We start from the raw sequence: 22,686 nt of genomic DNA, 5'->3' as shown, positions 1-22,686 counted from the left end.
ATTATTTTTCCTCTAGAAGCAATAATGATTAGTTCACAAAATAAATTGCCTGTTGGAATATGCTTTTGATGAGCATAAAACTAACATTTTTTGGTTAAACTTTGTGCTTTAGCCGTTGATTTATAGCAAAACTTGACACTCTAGGGGTGGAAATGGTTTGATCTACTTCACGTTTGATTATTTACAGGGCTAACTATTTTGTGCCCAAGCGCAACTGAGACATTATCTGGCCCATCAGTCTAATCTTACTGATAGGTCAGATAATGCTTCCGAAGTGCTTCGGCATACTTGTAGGAAAATACAATGAAAAAAGTTGATAGATACAGCATAGACAATACGGACTATACGGTAGGGCAGGATAACATCCAAAAATGGGGGTTTGATGTTCACAACCCTGTTTTCGGTACCAGTGCTGGTTTGATTGTTCTATTCATCGTGGCAATTTTGGTGAGCGATCCTGCGTCGTCTAAAGCTGCGTTGGATGGAATCAAAAATGGCATCATCAACAACTTCGATGCTTTGTTCCTTTGGTCTGGTAACATCTTTGTTATCTTCTGCTTGGGCCTAATTTTCTCGCCTTTCGGTAAAATCCGTATCGGCGGCCAGGATTCCGAAGCTGATTATTCCCGTATGTCTTGGTTGGCGATGTTGTTCGCAGCGGGTATGGGTATCGGCCTGATGTTCTGGAGCGTGGCAGAGCCTGTTGCTTACTACACCGGTTGGTTCGGTACGCCATTGAACGTTGAGCCAAACACGCCAGCTGCAGTAGAGCTTGCTCTGGGTGCGACCATGTACCACTGGGGTCTTCACCCTTGGGCTATTTATGGTGTTGTTGCGCTTTCTCTTGCCTTTTTCGCCTACAACAAAGGTTTGCCGTTATCCATCCGTTCAATCTTCTATCCGATCCTTGGCGATCGAGTGTGGGGCTGGCCGGGTCATATTATTGATATTTTCGCTGTCCTTGCGACGATGTTTGGTTTGGCAACCTCGCTTGGCCTTGGTGCACAGCAGGCTGCCAGCGGTATTGAACACGTATTTGGTATTTCAGGCGGAATTGGCCTTCAGATTGCCGTCATTGCAGTCGTGACTTTGCTTGCGGTTATCTCGGTAGCCCGTGGTATCGACGGTGGCGTTAAGCTTCTAAGTAACATCAATATGCTTGTTGCTCTGGCACTGCTGGTATTTGTTGCACTGGCTGGCTTTGCTATCTCAATGGGCACAGTGCCGACAACTGTTGCCGGTTACGCGAAAAACTTCTTTGCCTTGAGTAACCCGCACGGCCGTGAAGACCAATCTTGGCTGCACGGTTGGACAATCTTCTACTGGGCTTGGTGGGTTTCTTGGTCGCCATTCGTAGGTATGTTCATTGCCCGCGTATCGAAAGGTCGTACTATTCGTGAGTTCATGATTGCTGTATTGATTGTACCGACACTTATCACCACGCTTTGGATGTCTGTGTTCGGTGGTCAAGCGATTGATCAAGTGATCAACGGTATTGGTATCCTGGGCGAAAACGGTCTGACTTCAGTTCCGTTGGCGATGTTCGAGATGTTTGAATCACTACCGCTAAGCACACTATTGTCTGTGACAGCAATTATCCTGGTTATGGTGTTCTTTATTACCTCTTCTGACTCAGGTTCGCTGGTTATCGATAACATTACTGCAGGCGGTAAGATTGACTCGCCAATGCCTCAGCGTATCTTCTGGGCCTTCATCGAAGGTGCCGTTGCAGCGGTTCTGCTGTATGTCGGCGGTACGGAAGCGATTGAAGCACTTCAGGCTGGTGCAATCTCAACAGCATTGCCATTTGTCTTCATTTTGCTGCTAATGTGTGTCAGCTTGCTGATGGGCTTTAGTACTGAGAAATACAATAAGTAAAGTTTCTTGGTGGCATATAAATGCTGCCATGATGATTGACTGAATATATGAAAGGATCTGATTACATCAGATCCTTTTTTATTTCGTTTGCACGAGATTAATAATTTTGTATTGCTAGCGATAAATAGCTTGGTAATGACTCATTTCATAATTTCTGCATTACTTCTCTTTAATCATGCTGTTATCTATTTCCCTACCGTATTTAACCCTTCAAAATAAAGTCTTATTGCATACGCCAATATTTATCTACCCAAACAAGCAAAGCCAATAACTGCTCTATCTCTTCTGAAAATTCCACAATGTGGGAACAGCATATTACAAAGTGGAACGTGGATATTGATCACAATATTTTAACTTCATGTCCGCTATATTTTTTCTCGAGGGTTTTAAGGAGTGTATATGCTCAAGTCAAAGGGTAATCAGGCATTAGCAAAAGCATTTGATGTAGTCGATGCGATAGCAGCGGGTGATCGTCAACTTAAAGATATTTGCATACGACTCGGTTTACCCAAATCGACGGTACATCGAATTTTGCAGGGCCTGATCGAAGCACGTTATGTCCGCGAGGTGAAAGGGATTGGCTTGGTGCTGGGAACCAAAGTAATCCAGTTAGGAGTTCGTGCTCAACAAGATATGCCACTGAAGGAGATTGCAAAGCCTTTCCTAAGGGAGTTGTCATCTGTCACTAAGGAAACGGTTCACTTGGGGATTAAGGATGAGGATCAAATCTTCTATTTAGACAAAATTCCAGGTCAGCGCACCATACAACTTCGTTCTCAAGTTGGCGATCGTTTGCCTCTTTCTGCTACTGGCATCGGCAAAGCGCTAATGATAGATATGCCGAAAACAGAATGGGCACGCCTGATAAATGCACAAATTCCACATAGTGTTAATTCAATGATGAGTAGGATGGAAGAATACTCAAAGCATGACTATAGCTATGACTTGGAAGATAACGAAGATTTAGTTCGTTGTGTTGCAGTACCAATTAGAAATAAATATCACAATATCATTGCGGCAGTTTCTGTAACTAGTGTTAAAGAATATATGCCAGAGGAAAGGATGAAGGAGTTAATTCCATTAATTACTAAATATTGTCAATCGATATCTGAACAACTTAATTAATATTCGTATTTAAATACGTACTCTACTCCATATACAAACACAACTATCAGTACCCATGCCTATTTATTTTTTAAATTGGGTCGTGTAATAATAAGAGGTCAAAAATGAAAAAGTTAATTACCGCTGTCATGATGTCTGCTGTATTTGCAGCAACCAGTGTTTCAACTGCTACTGCAGCCAATAATTACCCAGATGGACCAGTTAAAATTATTGTACCTTATTCAGCGGGTGGTGGCTCAGACAGTGTGAGCCGTGCATTAGCAGAAGCACTAAAGCCTGATTTTCCAAAAGGTATCGCAGTAGAAAACAGGACGGGTGGTGCAGGTTCGATTGGTATGTCATATGGCATGAACTCAAAAGCTGACGGCACCATCGTGACCATGATTGCACCAGAACTGGTTATGCTTCCTCATACTGGTAATGGTGGCGATATTGATTATAAAAAATTCAAGCCACTTGCCATGGTTAACTCAGGCTATGCGGCAATTACAGTGCCTTCCGACTCACCTTATAAGAATCTAGACCAACTTATTGAGGGCGCTAAAACAAATAACCTTCTATTTGGTAACTCGGGGACTGGCTCAATTTGGCACCTAGCAGGCGCAGGTATGGAGCAAGCTGCTGGGGTTGAGTTTACTCATGTACCTTTCCAGGGCTCTTCAGCGGCAATTACTTCACTACTTGGTCATCACCTAGATGGTGTCTCTGTTTCTTACGCTGAAGTCGCGTCTCATGTCGAAGCAGGCACATTAAGAGCTTTGGCTGTTCTTGCACCAAACCGTCTGAAAGACAATCCAGATGTCCCAACAGCGAAAGAGCTCGGCTATGACGTCGTTATCGGTACATGGCGTGGTTATGCGGTTCCATCCAATACGCCAGAAGAGACAGTAGATTTCCTAACTAAGTCGATTCTTAATGCGGCAGAGACAGAGACCTTTGTTAAGTTCATGAACAATACTAACAATGATATTGAAGTCATCGGGACTGATAAGTTTGCTCAGAAAATTGCAAACGAAGATAATTTCTATAAGCAACTAATTGAAAGTATTGGTCTAAATAAATAACTGGCACTGTGGGTCAATGGCACAGGGTTGATGCCATTGACCCATGCAGTTAGGAAGTCATTATGAGATATGGAAAGCTTGTTATATCAGCCATGTTTATGGCGCTATCCCTCTTTACGATATATTTTGCAAACCAGTTACCAGATTCTAGAGGAGGAGTGCCAGGTCCTGCTGTGTGGCCAATATTGATTTCGGCAATCATGTTTGTAGCGGCGTTTATTGTTGGTATTGCGGCACTTAGAGAAAAAGAAAGCCTACCTTTAGAGCTTCTCGGAGATAATCAAATACGCGTATACATCACCATGGTGGCGTTAGTTGTTTACTTCGTTTGCATGAATGTAATTGGTTTTGTGGTATCTACTTTTGTAATGCTATATGGATTTATTACTTGGTTTAGCAATTACAAGTTACTTCAGCGAATAGGTTTTTCGTTAGTTATTACTACCGTGGTTTACTGCATCTTTAACTATGTTCTGAAAGTCCCTTTTAGATTCGGTATTTTATTTTAGGAGTTAATGATGTTAGCTGAAGCGTTAAATTTGGTTCTGCAACCATCTATTATCTTATATATAATACTTGGCGTTGCTGGTGGGATGTGTATAGGGTGCTTACCTGGACTGACCACAACAATGGGTGTTGCTCTGGTATTGCCACTGACATTCGGAATGGATGCAGTACCTAGTATATTGTTGCTGATTGGTGTGTATGTTGGTGCAGTCTACGGTGGTTCAATGGCGGCTATTTTACTAAATACCCCAGGAACACCAGCCTCTGCAGCTACCGCTTTGGATGGCTATAAAATGGCCTGCAAAGGTGAGGCGGGAAGAGCGCTAGGTATTTCAACGACAAGTTCGTTTCTTGGTGGTTTAATTAGCTGCATATTTTTGATTTTAATCTCTCCGATATTGGCGAAGTTTGCTCTCAAGTTCAGCGCCCCTGAATTCTTTATGCTGGCCATGTTTGGTTTGTGCATTATCTCTTCGATATCCGGTAAATCTTTGCTGATAGGATTACTCAGCGGTGGGCTTGGTATTTTACTTGCCACGATAGGTATCGATGACATCACGGGCAATATGCGCTTTACCTTTGACTATATGAACCTTTACAGCGGCATTAATTTTATCCCTGTAATGATTGGTCTATTTGCGATGAGCCAAGCATTGATTGGGGTAGAAGACATACTGAAAAAGCCAAAGTCAACGGGCAAGATCACCCATGTTATTCCACGACGCTCTGACTGGGGTGTCATTATCAAAAACAGTATTCCTTTCGGTTCATTAGGCGCGTTTATTGGCTCTATCCCAGGCGTCGGTGCAGACATCGCTTCGTTTATTTCCTATGGTCAAGCGAAGAGTATTTCTAAGCATCCTGAAAAGTTTGGTACTGGTGTCCCTGAGGCAATATCTGCACCAGAAGCAGCCAATAATGGGGTAACGGGTGGGGCATTGATCCCTATGCTGACCTTAGGTGTTCCGGGGGATGCCGTAGCCGCCATTATGATTGGCGCGTTAACAGTACAAGGTTTACAACCTGGTCCACTGTTATTTGCGAATGATGCACCGACTGTCTATGCAATATTTATTGGCTTGCTTATCGCTAACGTTTGTATGCTAGTGCTTGGCTTGAACAGTGTACGTATTTTTACCAAAGTGTTGTCTGTACCTAAAGCTGCGCTCGTACCGATTATTTTCTTGCTCTGTTTTGTTGGCTCTTATGCTTTAGCCAACAACATGTTTGATGTTGTTGTTATGCTGTTCTTCGGATTTCTTGGTTATTTTTTCCAGAAGCTGGAAATATCATCGTCACCCGTTATTCTTGGCTTAATCCTTGGACCTATGGCAGAGAGCAACTTCCGTCGAGCACTACTTATGTCGCGAGGTGATGCAAGTACATTCTTATCGACAGGAATCTGTTGGGTTTTCTTTATTCTTATTTTGGTTTCCTTGTTCTCACCATTAATAAAGAAAAAGTTTGCATCTAAAGGTCAGCATACTCATGGAGAGCAATATTAATTTTTATCGCTATATAGAAATTAAAGCCTAGTTAATTATCTAGGACCATTACCAAGCACATAGTCAATGTTTAGGTGGTTTAGCTTCATGGCAAGCTAAACCGCGGGGTTTTGTTGTTCTCATCAAACGCTATTTTAAGTTTTAAGCAAGGTTAGGTTATGAAGATTATTGATGTTAAACCACATGCTATTTCCGTACCTTTAGATACGCCTTTTTATTTTTCTCAAGGGTGGGTACACAATCGAAGTGCAATGATAATTGAAGTCATCACTGATGAAGGGGTTACTGGTTATGGTGAAGCGCTTTGCCATGGCTTACAAAGTCCGCAAATTGCAGCTTCAATTGTAGAGCACACCTTTAAACCATTATTACTTGGCCGCAGTCCTTTTGACGTCGAAGTTCTTTGGGAGGAAATGTACAACACGACAAGACCTTTCGGCCAAGCTGGTGCAGCAGTTAATGCAATTAGTGGTGTTGATATCGCGTTGTGGGATGTTATCGGTAAGAGTCTGAAAAAACCTATTCATCAGCTTATCGGTGGGGCGTTTAGAAAAGAAGTGACGCCTTACGCAACTGGTTTTTATCGAGTTGCTGATGGCCATTACCCTAATGACTCTGTCGATGAAGCTTTCCGATATATCGAAGCGGGTTTTACTGCATTTAAATTAAAGATTGGTTTCGGTGTTGATGAAGACATTAAGCTAATTCGTTCAATACGAGAAGCGGTAGGAATTAATGTTCGAATTATGGCTGATGCCAATGGTGCATATAATGCCTCAACAGCTCGCCGCATCATCAAAGAGACAGAAGAATTCAATTTGTTCTTCTTGGAAGAGCTGCTTGCGCCTGAAGATATTGGTGGATATCAAGAGATAAAAACGATGTCGAAAACACCTATCGCGGCAGGAGAGCAGATCTTTGGCAAAATGGGCTATCGCCCGTGGCTGGAAAGTCGTGCTCTAGACATTATCCAACCAGATTTGTGCTCCTCAGGTGGTTTTACCGAGTGCAAGAAAATCGCTGCTATGGCACAAGCCAACCATATCAATATGATCCCACACGTTTGGGGATCGGGGATTGGTATTGCAGCCTCATTGCAATTTATCGCATCAATACCGAGTTCACCTCTTTCGCTTAATCCACAGCAGCCCATGTTGGAGTTTGATCAATCTTCACACCCGTTCCGCAAGGATCTTATTTTTGATGGTATCCAAATGGAGAACGGGAAAGTGCAAATTTCGACTAAGCCGGGTATTGGTGTTGATGTAAATCCGGATGTTATCTATCAATACAAGGTTAATTAAATGAATAATAACAGAACGATAGACTGGATAATTTTAGACTGGGGGACCACTAATTTTCGTGCCTTTGCCATGAGTGAAGGTGGTGAATTAGTGGATAGAGTTGAGCATAAGCTTGGCTTGCTGCAAGTGCAAGATGGTAACTTCGCTGGCCAACTTGAGGTGGTATTAAGTGATTGGTTGGGCGAGTTTGAACATCTACCTATTTATATGGCGGGGATGGTTGGTTCTGCCCAAGGGTGGGTGAATGTTCCTTATGTTAGTACTCCAGTTAAATTAGAAAATTTAGCAACAAATACGCATCAATTTACTCTGCCATGGGGCGCTGAAGCGACAATTATTCCAGGAATAAGCCATTGTGATGAAAGTGGTAGTTACGATGTGATGCGTGGCGAGGAAGTACAGTTATTCGGCTTGCTTGAAATTACCGGCAAATCAACCATTGAGGCTGCTTTTCCAGGAACGCACTGTAAACACTTACAACTCAAAGATAATACGCTGTCTTCCTTTAAAACCTATATGACGGGTGAGCTATTTTCCGCCTTATCCGACCACACCATTTTAGGACGAGGGCTTCCAGAGCAATATCCGTCCAAGGCTGCGTTCGAGCGCGGGATATTGGAAAGTGAGGCTGGGAACTTAACCAACCAGATATTCAAGGCTCGTACCCACCGACTGTTTGGCCTATTAGATGATTCGGAGGTACACGAGTACCTGTCAGGGTTGCTTATCGGCAATGAGATAAGAGAACTGAATACGCAGCATATTTACCTTATCGGCAGCAAATCGCTATGTATGCGATATGAAAGAACCTGCCAATTACTTAACAAAACCAGTGAGCATATAAGTGGCGATGAGAGTTTCCTTGCCGGAATGCTGAAAATTAAAGAGGCGATGAATAATGACTATGCGTAGTTTTGATCTTGCAGCTGAGCTTCCTTTGGTTGCAATACTTCGTGGGCTTGAACCAAGTAACTGTGTCCGCATTACTAAGATCTTGATTGAAGAAGGCTTCACCATGATCGAAGTCCCGCTGAACTCTCCAGATGCGCTTACCAGCATTGAGGTTTTGGTAAAACATTTCGGTAGTGATTATTTGATTGGTGCAGGCACAGTGACATCGCTCGATAAAGCCCGTGCAGTGATAGAAACTGGAGCAAATTTGATAGTGACACCAAACTTCAACCAAGAGGTGGTCGAGTTATCAGTCGCTGCTAACTGCGTGACTTTCCCTGGTGTAGCGACACCAACAGAAGCTTTTGCGGCACTTGCTGCTGGTGCAACTGGCCTTAAATTGTTCCCTATTCAAAGCTTGGGGCTGGTTGGCTTTAAGGCGTTAAAGTCAGTGCTACCTAAAGAGACGATTTGCCTACCAGTTGGAGGTATATGCCCGACTGAAGAAAGCATGAAACCTTACCTGGATGCGGGTGCCAATGGATTCGGTTTGGGCGCCTCGTTATATAAGCCAGGTTTAACCGACGATGAAATTAGAGCAAACGCAAAACAATTTAAACAAGCTTTCGAATCAGCTAAGGGCTAATTGAGCGAGCCAAAATACGGAGATAAAAAGATGGCAAAATACTTAATCACTGGTGCGAGTACTGGGATTGGCGCGGAGACTGCCCGAAAACTAGCGAAAGGCAATGAGTTGTTTTTGGTTTACAACCGTTCAAAAGGCAAAGCCGAGGACTTAGCAGTAGAGCTAGAGAATCGTGGTGCCAAAGTTCAGCTATTTCAGGCAAACTTAACCAGTGAAGCGGCGTGTATCAAGTTGTTTGAAGAGATAGGCGAGGTGACTGATACGCTTGATGCTGTCGTTAATAATGCAGGAGGAATGGTGCAAAGGCAGGGGGTGGATGAACTCACCTGGGATACGATGCTGGATGTGTTCAACTTAAACACATTTTCTTTGTTCAAAGTAACATCGCTTTCCGTACCGTTTCTCAAAAACAGCAATAAAGCCTGTATTGTCAATGTGACATCTATTGTTGTTCGCCATGGTGGGCCAACAGCGACATTGTATGGGGCTGCTAAGGGTGCCGTTGACACCTTTACTCGTGGTGCTTGTAGGGAGTTGGCTCCTCATATAAGAGTAAACTCTGTCTCCCCCGGAGTTATAGAAACGCCTTTCCACGATAAGGTGTCGACTGATGAACAGATGAAAACATGGGCCGAGAACAACCCGCTGCAACGTAACGGAAAAGCGAGCAATATCGCCGATGCGATTCACTTCTGTATCGAAAATGACTTCATCAATGGAGAAAGCATCGATATAAATGGCGGGCTGTTTGTTCGTTAACAGAGTCAATCATCGATAAAAAAACGCCGTCATCATGACGGCGTTTTTTTATTACTCTTAGCGTCTACAACCAGATTTCTGAGACCGGTGTATCCGGAGAAAAGTGGTAAGCAATTTGTGCTTGCAACAACTCAGCTGTTGCAAGAGCATCCGTCATGGCGTGATGGGGGGGATAATCCGGTAACCCATAGCGTTGTCGACAACGTGCAAGTCGCACTGAGCCAGGACGTTTCCCTTTTAGACGGTTGATAAACCCGCCAAAATGACGTTGTTGAATTGCCATCTCAATCGCCATGGTATCAACAACCGGAAAATGTATGCCTTCTTCTAATCGGCTGAGCAGCGCTTGGTTCATGAACTCACGTTCAATTTTCTGATAGTGAACAACAACGATTTTGCCTGCTAGTGCTTTTAGTACACGTTCGAGGATCTTCAGCAAATCAGGGGCGTTTTCTACTTCGGAGTCAGTAATACCATGGATAATGACTGACTCTTCATTAAGTGGACGGTGAGGATTCACAGTCCATTGCGCGGATTCACGACAACGGATGCGTTGCAGGGTGAAAGGAACGAGCCCAATACTGATGATTTCATCTTTTTTAGGGTCAAGCCCTGTTGTTTCGAAGTCTAGTGCTACGAACGGCACCTCACTGAGCGGAGTATCGCCACTTACCATAGGCGCGGAATAGAAGCTTTTTAACCTCTCATCATTGGCTTTGTCGTGCAGTGTTTGGAAAAACGTTGGCCAATCTGGAGTACTGCGGGTATTCAACAGTTGGCGATGCTGTTTGGGTTTATTAACTGTCATACTACTTATTAACGACGGTTACCTTGGTAGCGGAATTTAATAAAGTTTTGCGCGTTGCTCAAGATTTGGAATGCCGCTTTGAGGTTACGGCGCTCAAAGTCTGACATGTTTTCCGGCTCGATACTGTTATCCGCTTCAATTCCTGCTTCTATATCTAATGCCTGGTGGCGAATACGAACCATGTAAATCAATTCCATGGCGTCACGTAAGTCTTGGCCTCGGCCTTTGGGTAAGATCCCTGCTTCAATCACATCATCAAGACGCTCAAAGGAGTTTTGCGAGCGGGAACCTATTGCCAAAGCGTGTACACGAATTAAGTCAGCCAGCGGGGCTGTACCACGACGTTTCAGGTTTATCGAGTTGTTGTGCCTGCCATCTTTTTCCATCACGAAATCTTTGAAGAACCCAAGCGGCGGCGTGCGGCTTATAGCATTGCGGGCAAGGCAAGCCAAGAAGCGGTTGTTTTTGCGGGCCCGGCGCACGACATAGCTGTTGAGTTGCTCGGCCCATTTCTCACGGCCACAGACTCCAGACAAATCGAAGAAGATTGAGCTATTGAGCAGAGCTTGTGGCTTTGGATTGTCGATCCATTCGGCGAAGCACTCTTCCCACTGTGAACGGGTTTTACGCCACTCGGGGTTAGTTGCCATAATATCACCGGTACAGTAACTGTAACCACAAGCCGCTAGTCCGTCACAGATAAACTTGGCGAATTTCTCGAAGTATTCACCGTGAAGTTTTTCGTCGTAGCTATCGTCTAGGATCAAGGCATTGTCCTGATCAGTAACAATGAGCTGTTCATCTCGGGCCATTGAACCCATTGCCATTAGGCAGAATGGAATAGGGGCAGGCCCTAATTCCTCTAGGGCTAATTCTGCAAGGCGTTGCTTGAAACTACGTCCTATCACCGAAAGGGCACTACCAATCATATGGGCATTGGCGTCTTCGTTGACCATTCGAACGAAGCAATGCTTGACCTCTTCAGACACAACCTGAAGTTCTTCAACAGACTGTTGCTGGAAAATGGTGCTTACCAACAACAGGCTGTTTTGGGACTCGTAACGGACGATGTCGGTCAAACCGATGATGCCAATTGGATTTTTGTTTCTTAGCACCGGAAGGTGATGAACATTGTACCTGAGCATCGTCAGCATCGCTTCGAAGACATAGGCATTGTAATCGAGCGAAATAAGCTCGGTACTCATTACCTCAGAGACAGGCGTCGAGGTATCTAGACCTTTGGCAATTACACGAGAGCAAAGATCTCGATCGGTAATAATACCGACTAGTGGGTCATAATCATCATCATCACTGTCTTCATTGGGTTCAACGATTAACATTGCCGAGATATTTTCTTCTGCCATGGTTATAGCAGCGGTTTGAATACTTTCATCCCGGCTGATAGTTACAGGGTCACGAGAAAGTAAAGTGCGGACTTTCGATGTTGTTAGGTCGTTTTCTTCGGCTTGGGTAGATACGACATTACGCAATCTTGCGCTATCTTCCAATTCGACAAAATCAGCAAAAGTATCGAATTCATCGCAAAGCTTGTTAAAGATATCTTCAGGGATGCAATAGACCAAGGTGTCCTCGATGGCTCGGGCTGGCATCCTTACCTTGTTGTTCATCAACAGGCCCATTTGCCCAAACAGATCACCTTCGTCTATCCGATTATACAGTTCTCCCTTACGGCGGTAGATTTCAACAGCACCACTTCTAATGAGGTAGAGATCATGAATTTCATCGCCAAAATTGAGGATCATTGAGTCAGCACGGTAATAGGCAACTTCAATATTGAGGGCGATTTCTTTTAACGACTCTTCCGGGAGTACCTTAAAAGGGAGGTATTGACTGATAAAGTTGAGAATTTCCAGCTGTTCAGCTTCCATCTTTTGATCCGCAATGCTTATGGAGAATGGATACTAGTATACCTAATTCAATCAAGATTGCTTGTGCTAGGCGGTGGGGTTTTTCACTATATGACTGAAAAACAATGACTAGATTACTAACTCGGTATAGAGTTTATGCAGTAGGTGGTTTTGGTGTTTACAGTCTAATTTGTGAAGTATGCTTTTTATCTGCGATTTTGTTGTCTCTTTGGAGACCCCTCTAAGCTGGGTGATCTCACTACCATCGCAACCTTGAGATAATAAATGAATGACTTGCCGCTCTGCTGGGGTTAAGTTTTTCGGTAATTGTATACTTCCGTGATGCAGGGGCGTTGAACCAAATTGGTCAATGAGCTTTTGAGTTGATAGATAAAACTGTGACCACGGAATAAGTTCACCCATAAACTGTTGTAGTTGAACTTGGCAATTTGGTGGGAAAGGGGATGAGTAGCGATGAAATGTAAGTACCTGTACTTCTTGTTTGCTTATAAAGCTATATCCACTAATCGAAAACTTAACTGAAAGAGTGGGGAGCATCACTTCTCTAAACCAGTCATCGTCAATTTTTTTGAGGGGCAACATGGATTGAAGAGGAACCATTTTCCCCTGAAAATGGTGTGTAGAGTAGTGCTGGAGGTAAGCATCATTTTCAGAGTGGCGGTGGTAAAAATCGAGTAGAGCATCTTCGATGCCGCAATAGAAGGTATGCCCAGGTCCAAATCTCGGGGAGGGACCTAAAAATAGTACGCCAACATCGGCCTCGATAGCATGGCATATTTCAGCCAGTACGAGGTTTATATCAGAAGGAGATTGACCCGCTTCTATTAATTTCCTCACCCATAGGCCAGCTAAACTCATATCAAACCTAATCCGTTAAGTCTTATAATGAATTTTGACAATAACGATACTGATTACAAAAAAAAAGCGTGCATCTTGTGAACCCGATCGGTATATGTGTACGGTTTAAGGTGTGGCAACAAGTTAAGAAAGGATTATATGCACATAACATATTGCTCTTATGCACGACATGCTGGTGAGATGCTAGATATCTTTAATGATGCTATTTTGAATACAACGGCGCTGTATGAGTACGAACCCCGAACTATGGCCGTTATGGAACAATGGTTCGAGTCAAAAAGGCAAGGCGATTATCCCGTGATTGGAGCTTTTGATGAAGATGGCAGGTTAATGGGCTTCGCTTCGTTTGGTAAGTTCAGGGAGCAACCTGCTTTTCAGTTCACCGTTGAGCACAGTATTTATGTTTCCGGTGACTACCGCGGCAAAGGGGTGGCAATGGAGTTGATGAAAACGCTCATTGTGTTGGCTTCTCGCCAAGGTTACCGCTCATTAATCGGTGCAATAGATCTAGAAAATATTGCTAGCTTGCGGTTACACCAGAAATTTGGCTTTGAAGAAGTCGGCATTATTAAAAGCGCAGGATATAAATTCGAACGGTGGTTGGATCTAGCTTTTTACCAGTTAGCTCTTGATCTCTGAGCATGATGGGCAGATGGATATTGAGATATATGTCAATCTGATGTCAGAAGCGACTAAAAAATGATCACGCAAGCAGGATTGTTGTCAAAATACTGTATTTTAGTACAGTTATCGTAATGTAATACGGTATACTGGTTATTTATCCAGTTAACGAGACAACGGCAGTTACACACTAAGATTACAATTAAGAACGAAGGCAAATGGTGCCTGAAATTTTGGATGTGAAACTGTCTTGTATATGTGATTACAGTGGCTAATTTCAACACACATCTTGGAACAGCCGCATTAACGAGTAGTTTAGCGGCTACGGCCCTGTTATCTGCAGGGCATATTGTACCGATCACCGCATTATGGTTAATGCTACTTGGTACGATTGGCGGTTTATTGCCGGATATCGACTCAGACAACTCGACGTCGATGACTACATTATTCCGGCTATTTGGTGGTTTAATTACTTTCAGTTTTGTCGGCCATATCTATCAATTGGTGTCGATGCTTGAGCTGGTTGTATACAGTACATTTTGTTATTTGACGATCCGGTATAACTTCAAATCATTATTAGAGAAAATTACAGTCCATCGAGGGTGCTGTCACTCCCTGGCCTTTATTGCGGCTTCGGGGCTACTCACTGTATGGCTTGTATACTTACTGGGCTACAGTGATGTGACAGCTTGGCTATCCGGCGCCTTCCTCTTCTTTGGCGGGGTTGTACATTTGCTTCTTGATGAAGCTTACAGCGTTGATTTAGCCAACCGCCGGTTGAAACTCTCTTTTGGCTCAGCACTGAAGGTTTTTTCACCGAAAAACCCTTTTATTAGCGCTTTCCACTGTTTGTTGATCGCTATTTTATATCTCCATGGCCCTTCGATAGATAATACATGGAACCAGGTGAGTAATTGGAGTGAGTTTCGATTCAAACCAGAGTGGTTAAATCGTGATGAGGTAATGCACTTTTTTGATGCTGTGATTACCTCTACAAGAGAGGCGATGAGCCAAAACTCGAAAGAAGGTTAGGGTGAAAAGCGGTGTGATAACACCGCTTTTTTCGTTTATGCTGAGACGTTTTTTTGACGGTGGCTGTCATAAAATTTACGGTGTAAACGTATTGATAAAAATCAAAATAAGAGTGAAAATTCATGTTAAAGTTGCATTCTTATTACGATTTATTTTTTATTCTTTCTCATGCTATTAAATATTAATAATATATCTGTACGGAAGCAGGTACTTGTTCCAGTTTTACTCATCTGCGTGATTATGGCCATTGCATTTGCTGTAGTGACAAAGGAATCTCGTGCCCAGCGTGCGCAAACCAGTCAAACGACTTTTTCAGCTTTACAGCAAAAAACAGCGTCTCAACAAATACTTGAAAACAGTTTCGCTGCGCGTGTCAGCGCAATTTATGCGCTCTATGACCCATCCGCTTTCAATAACTTGGATACAGCAGTAAAACAAGGGTTTGATGCTAACCGGGTATTACTTGACCAACTTTCACAAACACCGGCTCTTACACGGAATATAAATGCAGTGAAAGAGAAAATGGCTAACTATGAGCGCTTTTTAAATAGTGATCTAAAGCCATTTGTTGCTCGCAAAAATAGCATTGGTGTCACGATGCAAGAATCAGAAATGCTAGCGTCTAACTTCAGGGTTGTAGGTAGCGAATTAATTCAATCGATTGATGAATTAACTATCGCCATTGACCGCTATGTCGAGCAAGAAATTGCAGCCGTTGAAGCAGAATACCGCCAAATGATGCAGAGCGTCATGCTAATTATGGCTGTTATGGTTGTTAGTGGATTAGTGATAGCGTGGCTGGTTTCAGGCCGTATGGTTAAACCTATTCTTGAAGTACGTGAAGTCCTCAAACAGCTTTCTTTAGGCAATTTGACTGGCCGTGTTCATGTCTTAGGTTCAAATGAAATTGGGGAACTTAGCCGAGATTTGAATAATACGCTGGAAAAGATGCAAGATACGATTTCTCACTTGAACCGTATTAGTGAAGAAGTGGCGGCAGCATCGACGGAACTGGCTGAGGTAATGAATAGTTCGCAAGCAAATGCTCAACAAGAAATGGCAGAGATTGAGCAAGTTGCTTCGGCGGTTAATGAACTTTCAAGCACAGCTGATAACGTTAGCACTAATGCTCAGGATGCAGATTCTTGCGCGAAACAAAGCCAAAGAATGGTCGATGAAGGCCGAAATGTCTTTACTCAAAGTGAGCAATCTAATCAGGTTACCTCTGAGAAAATGTCAGAAGCGGCCGATGTTGTGATGCACTTGCGAGAGCAATCGGATCAAGTGAGTAAGGTCATTGAAGTGATTCAGGCTATTTCTGAGCAGACCAACCTTCTTGCTTTGAATGCGGCGATTGAAGCAGCCCGTGCCGGTGAGTCTGGTCGAGGTTTTGCTGTCGTTGCCGATGAAGTACGCATGCTGGCCGCCCGTACCCAAGAATCGACTCAAGAGATCCAAGCGATCATTGAAGATCTCCAACGTCAGTCAGCAAATGCCAACGATGGGATGCAGCAATCATTGCAGATGCTGAAAGAGTCAGAAGAGTTAACTAGCCTAGCTAATGAAGTGTTTGAAGGGATTACTGATGCCATTACCACTATCGGCGATATGAATACCGAGGTTGCAACAGCGGCTGAGCAACAGTCGATGGTGACGCAAGATATCAATAAGAACGTGGTCAATATGTCTGAGCTTGTTAACCAAAATGTGGTGGGCATTAGCCAGAGTGCAAGTGCTAGCGAAGAGTTATCACAATTGGCTGAGCAGCAGCGCAAGCAGCTGGCATTTTTCCGATATTAGCGTGTGAGTATAATTTCAAAATTAAAGGAAGCATTGGCTTCCTTTTTTTATGCCTGTTTGTTTATTGAGCTATATCAAGCCGTTTTAATATTTAATGCATCTAGTGAGTTTTATCCCCCGTGTGGGTGATGCGAGCAAAATTTATCCTGCATATAACCTCAATAACAGCTCTTAACTTAACCGAATAATGAGAATGACGAGGGCTGTATTGTGTAGAGGATAGACAAGGAAGCATGTATGAAACGGCATCCAATAGCTGTCGCAGTAGGGCTAGGCACCTTATTGACGATAGCGGCTTGTAATGACGATAGAAATCACAGTGTCGTACAGCCAATTCCTGAGCCTACAACATCCATGAGTGTCAAAGCGTTAGATGGATATCTCCATAATGCATTTGTCTGGTTAGATATAGATAAAGACTACCAATTTGATGAAGGCACTGAACCAAGCGGCAGGAGTGATAACGGCATCGCAACCTTGGATGTCAGTGGAGTGGACAACCCGCAGTCTTATCCGGTGGTGGTAAAGGCTATTGAGAATGAAACGGTCGATCTCGATAACCCTGATATGACGGTATCAAAGAGCTTTGTGATGTCAGCACCTAGCGGCAGTTCAGTGGTATCGCCTTTGACGACTATGGTTGATTTCAAAATGCGCCAAGAAGGGTTGACGCAGGAAGAAGCAAAAACTGATGTGGCGCAGATGTTTGGTGTCGAGCCAGAGTTGTTAGACAGTGATTATGCAGACACAGAGACAGTTGGCTCTAGTGTTGCTGTAAAGTTGGTCCAACAGTCAGCAAAATCCATTGTCACAGCGGGTGTATTACCTGAGTCAGAAGCTGAGTTGGATGAAAACAGCCTTGATGGAGTTGTATCTCAAGTTATTGAAGAAGGGAACCAAGTTGGTGACGCATTGATCACTGACCGGGGGGAAGCGCTCCCTGATGATTACGATTTTGACCGCGTAGTCAGTGAAGACAATAAGACAGTTGAGGCTGATACAGACAGTGACGGTGTCACTGATTCAGAAGATGATTTCCCGAATAACAGCGCTGAATGGGCAGACACTGACGGTGATGGTTATGGGGATAACAGAGCCGATAAGTTCCCGAATAACAACGATGAGTGGGCAGATCAAGATGGGGACGGTTACGGTGATAACCTTGCTGACAAATTCCCTGATGACAAAACAGAGTGGGCTGACTTTGATTCAGACACCATCGGGGATAACAGTGATCCCGATGATGATAATGACGGCGTTCACGATACGCTCGATGCTTTTCCTTTTGATGACAGTGAGTCGCTCGATACTGATGGCGACAAAATAGGGAACAACGCTGACCTTGATGATGACGGCGATAATGTAAATGACGAGGATGATGACTTTCCACTAGATAGCACCGAGTGGATAGATAGCGATGGGGATGATATCGGTGATAATAGTGATGAATATCCCGACGATCCGGAAAAGTCGGTAGCGGATGTTGTCACAAATAACGTGTATACCTCGCCAATGTTTATCGATATTTTGATGGATACGAAAACGCTGGATGTTATTCACGATATAACTATCGAAACATTAAACAACACGGATGTCCGTAAGACTGAGACCATTACTTATACCGACTCGGAGTCAGGTATATTGTTCGGAGAATGGGAAAGTCATGCGACATATAACAAAGATGGTCGTTTTGAGCGACATAACTTTGGTTATTACGATTACAATCTAGACGGTCAGTTTCAATATGAAAGTCAATCGTTAGATATCGGGACATACACTGACGGTCAGGAAAGTTTCTGGCGTTATATTGATGAGTCAGATGCAGCATTAGAAGGCGGCAGTAACGGTGGTAATCGTGTCTTTGATGATATTGATATTCCTTCACAAGTTGCCCTTGAGAATCTTGACGGTATTGATGCCGTACAATATCTCACTGTTTCTACTTCCAGCCAGCAAAATGTTGCCACAAAGCAAACCGTACTAGAGCAGTACGAGTTACAAGGTTGGGTGTTTGGCGATAAAAATGGTGGGCTTAACTACCGCGCAGAGGCGACTACCAGTGATAGTAACGGGATAGTTGTTGATCATCAGGATAAACGTGATTGGCAAGCTAACGGTGTCATTAATACCTTGATTGGCTTCTCGGTACTCAATGAACATCAATATACTTTTAGCCACTTCAGGCCAATATGGGCAGCACCTGAGCAACCGTATTTTGAAGAGTATGCTCAATATAGCTTTGTACCAGATAAAGCCGATACCTTAGGTAACTACTGGTATGAAGTAACAACAGAATACGATCGAGAAGCTAACTCTGAGCGTGTAACTGGTTATCGCTATCTATTATCAGGAAATGAAGGAAAATTGACAGATGAAGCCAATCCCTATGGGGTCATGTTTAATTCCTTTAGCTTAACAAGAACAGCGATAACAGAGTCAGAATACAGTGAAGCAGTAAATTGGGAGCATATGCCTGTATCTGTTGAGTATTTTGATTCCCCTAATAGTAACTTTACTGTCCAACAGCCTGATGAGGGTCAAGACTACAAAGTGTTTATCCTGGGTGACAATGGGTTGCGGGTAGGCCATCGTTTTGCTGAGTGGGGAACACAGCAGGTTATCGATTTAGCCGGTAAAGTCGAAGGCTTGCGCAGTAGTGGATACAGTCTGGATGAAATAGGCGCCGATCTTCTTCCTGGTTTGAGTGACTACAACGGCATGTTGCTGGATCAGTCATTCCAATATGACACCTTGGGCTCGCCAAGGCAGTGGTATGTTGTGTCGAACAATGATCTATTAACCCCAAATCAAGACGGTGAGTATCAGCTTGTTTCCCTGCAACTAGTCAACGATGGTATTAAGCCAAATTGGCGAGTTGATGATACAAGAAGCGGAGCATTGGTGATTTCCATTCCGCATATAGATAACCCATGGAATTGGTACGATGCATATTGGCGGGCAATGGTTAATGCCGATGACATCGATGTGGCAACTGGCGCTTGGAGCAGTTGGCTAGGCGAGTTTTACTTATCACAAGATGAAGCTGAAGCCGCGATTATTCAACACGGTAGGATCTGTAACCTTGGGAATACCGAGTGGGATGCTGGTGGGCCGATAGATGAACCGCAATATAGTGATTATGCCGATATTCTCGAACAGTGTGTCTATGTGCAAACGACAGAAAGTGAAGTAGTTGGACAGTCATATTACTTGTTCAATGGCCAAGAGCTTCAGCAATGGCATTTCTACGAGCAAGGTAGTGGTCAGGTTATTTTCCCTGATGACACGTCAGCATTGTTTACTTGGCAAGTGAATAGCGATGGAGTCGTTGAGATCACTTATGACTGGGGGGCTGTTGATTACTTTGCGATTACTGGCCGTGATGATCAATATGTCGGGTTTAAAATATATAGCCAATGGGATGAAGAAGGGGGCGAGCGGTTCAATATATGGGCTGCAAGAGTCACAACGTATCCACCAATGATAACAAGCTGCCCGATAGACCAGCAGAATGCTACCTTGGATGACTTTTATCAAGCCATAGAAACCTGTGGTGGCTATACCCCAATTGAAGGTGATTTCAACGATACGCTAGGCGGCATGACTTTTGTGAGAGTGAGAAGTGATGGCGATACACGCGCTTATCAGTTCCATGAAAGCGGTCAATTTAACTGGATTCGAGCGGGAGATTGGCGTTCAGAAGAAGGCACAGAGTGGCAGATTACCCATGATGGTATTTTGCAAATGGTCTCTGATATCAATAATGCAGAGGAATTCATGATGTTGGCCCATCAGCAATACTACGATAACCAAAGTAGCTTTGTTGTGTATGAGCAATATCGAGAAGACGATGAGCTGTACAGTGATATTTGGAGCCTCGTGTTCCGTGAATATGAGCAAGGCCAAACACTTGCGGTCTGTGATGTTGGTGATACCCCTTGGAATGACGTTGACGATCAACCAGCAAGTTATGCGACAGAACAAGCGTATCAGGATGCTGTTCAGCAATGCTTGGTATGGACTGATAATCGGATGTTGAGATTCACTGAAGATATGTTGATAGGCAAGGGGGCAGATCAGCAGACAACTTGGCGGATAGCTACGGATGACGATGGGGAGATGATCCGATTCAGTCCTGATCATACTGGTGCTTTTATTGACCCACAAGACGGTGATTTCCCGTTTAATTGGCAATTGCTAAACGGTCAGGTACATATCACCATTACCCACCCGGAATACACCGGTTCCTCAGAGATCCTCGCGATTACTGAGTCTGATGGTATTCAGTTTGCCATCAAATCTTTCTGGGTTGATACCTCCGGTGAGTGGAGTAGCCCAGCTCCTGAACAAGGTGAAGGGGAGGTTTGGGGCTATATATTAGAATTACAAAGTAAAGAGTAACGCAAATGGGAGCCACTAGGCTCCCATTCTTTGTCATATCTATGCGGCTGCTTCTCTAGGTGATGGTTTGAAGATATTGATGACGGCCTTTACAGTGTAATATCCGCAGAGAACGGTGAAGGAAATTGCACTTATCGACTCACCAAAACTGACTGAGGCACCAATGAAATTGAATATCTCACCACCGAAATCCCTGACATGATCCAATGCCCACTTGTATACCAAATATAACTTTGTGAGGGTAATGAAAACTAGGTAAGCTTTACCGTAAGGTGTAGTTAGAAAATACTTAATTTTACTCCAAAGACTTTTCACTTTACTTGCAACCTCGTTATTTATCGGACGAGGTGAAGTGTAGAAAAAACCACCTTGATACATTTATCAATTCGCGCCATCGATGGGCGAAAAACGTAGCGCACTATGGATAGCTATATTGTTATCTTCGTTATCTTTTTGATTGTTATAGATTAACTATTACTGGGTATAATTGTTTTTTCGTAAGAGATAACTTGATCTTTGCCATGGCGTTTGGCGTAAGCCAGTGCGAGATCAGCTTGGTGAAGTACCGTTGCCGGTAAAGCTGTGGCATCAATAAGGGTGTTAACACCAATACTAATGGTGAAATTAATTTCGCCCTCAGGAATAAGAACATCTAACTTGCTGACTCGCCAACGTAAGCGCTCAGCGAGTAACAATGCAAAATGATGTGACGTGTGGGGAAGGAGAATGACAAACTCTTCTCCACCCCAACGACCAATGAAATCAGATTGGCGGATACTTGATTTACAGCATTGTGAAAATAACCGGATGACCTCATCCCCGGCTTGGTGACCATAGCTGTCGTTGATCAATTTGAAGTCATCAATATCGATATACAGGCATGAGATTGGATAGTTGTACTTCTGAGCTTTAGCTAATTCACTGCTCAGTATGGATTCAAACCGATTCCGGTTAGTGAGCCCTGAGAGTGAGTCAATCGATGCTTGTTGCTCGAGTTGGTAAAAGTCGTTGTACTTTTCAGTGATATCAATAATTGCCAATTGAATCGCCATTTCACCTTTCCAGTGCACAATTGATTCCGCAGCTAGAACGTGAGCGATTTTGCCAGAAGGCTTGGTGACTTTGAATGTCTGCACTCGAGGTCGAGTTAAACCTTCCATCAATCGGTGATAGTGGGCCAGAGCAAGATCAGGGTTGATATCGACAATCAAGTTTAACAAATTAGGCAGAGACATGTCGTTAGGTACTTCGCCTACACCAATGATGTTGCAGAGGTTCTCATCGACATAGAGGATTTTGAATTCGTCATGGATCAGAATGCCGAAATCAGAGGCAAAAGTGTTATCAGGGTCAAGATGGATCTGAGGAAATTCAATCATCTAAGCTACTACTACCGTAAACTTCCATGGTAAGACCTAAATGGGTCGACAACTGCTTTGATAAAAGCATCAATAAAAACAATATGTGACACCGATTCCAAAATTTCAAGCTAAATTGCATTTTATAAGCAAGTTAATTCAGATAATCAGAGGTTTATCATCATTTTTGCAATGATAAAGTTCGTAAATGCAAATTTGTGCTTGCTGGCGCGAATTGAT

Annotated in this window: 17 protein-coding genes; 13 read left to right on the top strand and 4 right to left on the bottom strand. The window is 43.5% G+C overall.

Features of this window, described 5'->3' with window-relative positions; all coding sequences use genetic code 11:
• The first annotated feature begins 303 nt into the window (after window positions 1-303).
• The 9 genes from C9J01_RS03595 (at window position 304) to C9J01_RS03555 (ending at window position 9,679) form a co-directional block, all read left to right on the top strand.
• A complete protein-coding gene (locus tag C9J01_RS03595) occupies window positions 304-1,878 on the top strand; it encodes a BCCT family transporter (protein ID WP_107296724.1) in 1,575 nt (524 codons plus the stop codon).
• Between the two features lie 399 nt (window positions 1,879-2,277).
• Complete coding sequence (locus C9J01_RS03590; protein ID WP_107296723.1) at window positions 2,278-3,003, top strand: IclR family transcriptional regulator; 726 nt, start codon at window positions 2,278-2,280, stop codon at window positions 3,001-3,003.
• 104 nt (window positions 3,004-3,107) lie between these two features.
• Window positions 3,108-4,067 (top strand): Bug family tripartite tricarboxylate transporter substrate binding protein, encoded by a 960-nt coding sequence (locus C9J01_RS03585; protein ID WP_107296722.1) that lies wholly within the window; start codon window positions 3,108-3,110, stop codon window positions 4,065-4,067.
• 62 nt (window positions 4,068-4,129) lie between these two features.
• Entirely contained in the window at window positions 4,130-4,576 is a 447-nt protein-coding gene (locus tag C9J01_RS03580; RefSeq protein ID WP_107296721.1) for a tripartite tricarboxylate transporter TctB family protein, read from the top strand.
• A 9-nt stretch (window positions 4,577-4,585) separates the two neighbouring features.
• Window positions 4,586-6,079 (top strand): tripartite tricarboxylate transporter permease, encoded by a 1,494-nt coding sequence (locus C9J01_RS03575; RefSeq protein ID WP_107296720.1) that lies wholly within the window; start codon window positions 4,586-4,588, stop codon window positions 6,077-6,079.
• Window positions 6,080-6,237: 158 nt separating this feature from the next.
• A complete protein-coding gene (locus C9J01_RS03570; protein ID WP_107296719.1) occupies window positions 6,238-7,383 on the top strand; it encodes a mandelate racemase/muconate lactonizing enzyme family protein in 1,146 nt (381 codons plus the stop codon).
• Complete coding sequence (locus C9J01_RS03565; RefSeq protein WP_107296718.1) at window positions 7,384-8,295, top strand: 2-dehydro-3-deoxygalactonokinase; 912 nt, start codon at window positions 7,384-7,386, stop codon at window positions 8,293-8,295.
• Entirely contained in the window at window positions 8,282-8,920 is a 639-nt protein-coding gene (locus tag C9J01_RS03560; RefSeq protein WP_107296717.1) for a 2-dehydro-3-deoxy-6-phosphogalactonate aldolase, read from the top strand. Before C9J01_RS03565 ends, C9J01_RS03560 begins: the two co-directional genes overlap by 14 nt.
• Before the next feature lie 30 nt (window positions 8,921-8,950).
• On the top strand, window positions 8,951-9,679 hold the full coding sequence (locus C9J01_RS03555; RefSeq protein WP_107296716.1) for an SDR family NAD(P)-dependent oxidoreductase: 729 nt from the start codon (window positions 8,951-8,953) through the stop codon (window positions 9,677-9,679).
• 64 nt (window positions 9,680-9,743) lie between these two features.
• On the opposite strand, the gene C9J01_RS03550 is transcribed toward C9J01_RS03555, so the two are convergent.
• The 3 genes from C9J01_RS03550 to C9J01_RS03540 form a co-directional block, all read right to left on the bottom strand.
• A complete protein-coding gene (locus tag C9J01_RS03550) occupies window positions 9,744-10,487 on the bottom strand; it encodes a 3'-5' exonuclease (protein ID WP_107296715.1) in 744 nt (247 codons plus the stop codon).
• 8 nt (window positions 10,488-10,495) lie between these two features.
• A complete protein-coding gene (locus C9J01_RS03545; protein WP_107296714.1) occupies window positions 10,496-12,376 on the bottom strand; it encodes a DUF294 nucleotidyltransferase-like domain-containing protein in 1,881 nt (626 codons plus the stop codon).
• 108 nt (window positions 12,377-12,484) lie between these two features.
• On the bottom strand, window positions 12,485-13,234 hold the full coding sequence (locus C9J01_RS03540) for a helix-turn-helix transcriptional regulator (RefSeq protein ID WP_107296713.1): 750 nt from the start codon (window positions 13,232-13,234) through the stop codon (window positions 12,485-12,487).
• 138 nt (window positions 13,235-13,372) lie between these two features.
• On the opposite strand from C9J01_RS03540, the gene C9J01_RS03535 reads away from it, so the two are divergent.
• The 4 genes from C9J01_RS03535 to C9J01_RS03520 all read left to right on the top strand — a co-directional run bounded on the left by C9J01_RS03535 (window position 13,373) and on the right by C9J01_RS03520 (window position 21,088).
• Window positions 13,373-13,873, top strand: a complete 501-nt coding sequence (locus C9J01_RS03535; RefSeq protein WP_107296712.1) for a GNAT family N-acetyltransferase — start codon at window positions 13,373-13,375, stop codon at window positions 13,871-13,873.
• 249 nt (window positions 13,874-14,122) lie between these two features.
• On the top strand, window positions 14,123-14,887 hold the full coding sequence (locus tag C9J01_RS03530) for a metal-dependent hydrolase (RefSeq protein WP_107296711.1): 765 nt from the start codon (window positions 14,123-14,125) through the stop codon (window positions 14,885-14,887).
• Between the two features lie 240 nt (window positions 14,888-15,127).
• Entirely contained in the window at window positions 15,128-16,687 is a 1,560-nt protein-coding gene (locus tag C9J01_RS03525; protein ID WP_237156853.1) for a methyl-accepting chemotaxis protein, read from the top strand.
• A 237-nt stretch (window positions 16,688-16,924) separates the two neighbouring features.
• Window positions 16,925-21,088: a hypothetical protein gene (locus C9J01_RS03520; RefSeq protein ID WP_107296709.1), complete on the top strand. Its 4,164-nt coding sequence runs from the start codon at window positions 16,925-16,927 to the stop codon at window positions 21,086-21,088.
• Between the two features lie 467 nt (window positions 21,089-21,555).
• On the opposite strand, the gene C9J01_RS03510 is transcribed toward C9J01_RS03520, so the two are convergent.
• Complete coding sequence (locus C9J01_RS03510) at window positions 21,556-22,467, bottom strand: GGDEF domain-containing protein (protein WP_107296708.1); 912 nt, start codon at window positions 22,465-22,467, stop codon at window positions 21,556-21,558.
• Window positions 22,468-22,686 lie beyond the last annotated feature (219 nt).

Source organism: Photobacterium rosenbergii (genome assembly GCF_003026455.1).
Classification (GTDB): domain Bacteria; phylum Pseudomonadota; class Gammaproteobacteria; order Enterobacterales; family Vibrionaceae; genus Photobacterium; species Photobacterium rosenbergii.
This window is presented reverse-complemented; position numbering and strand designations above follow the sequence as displayed.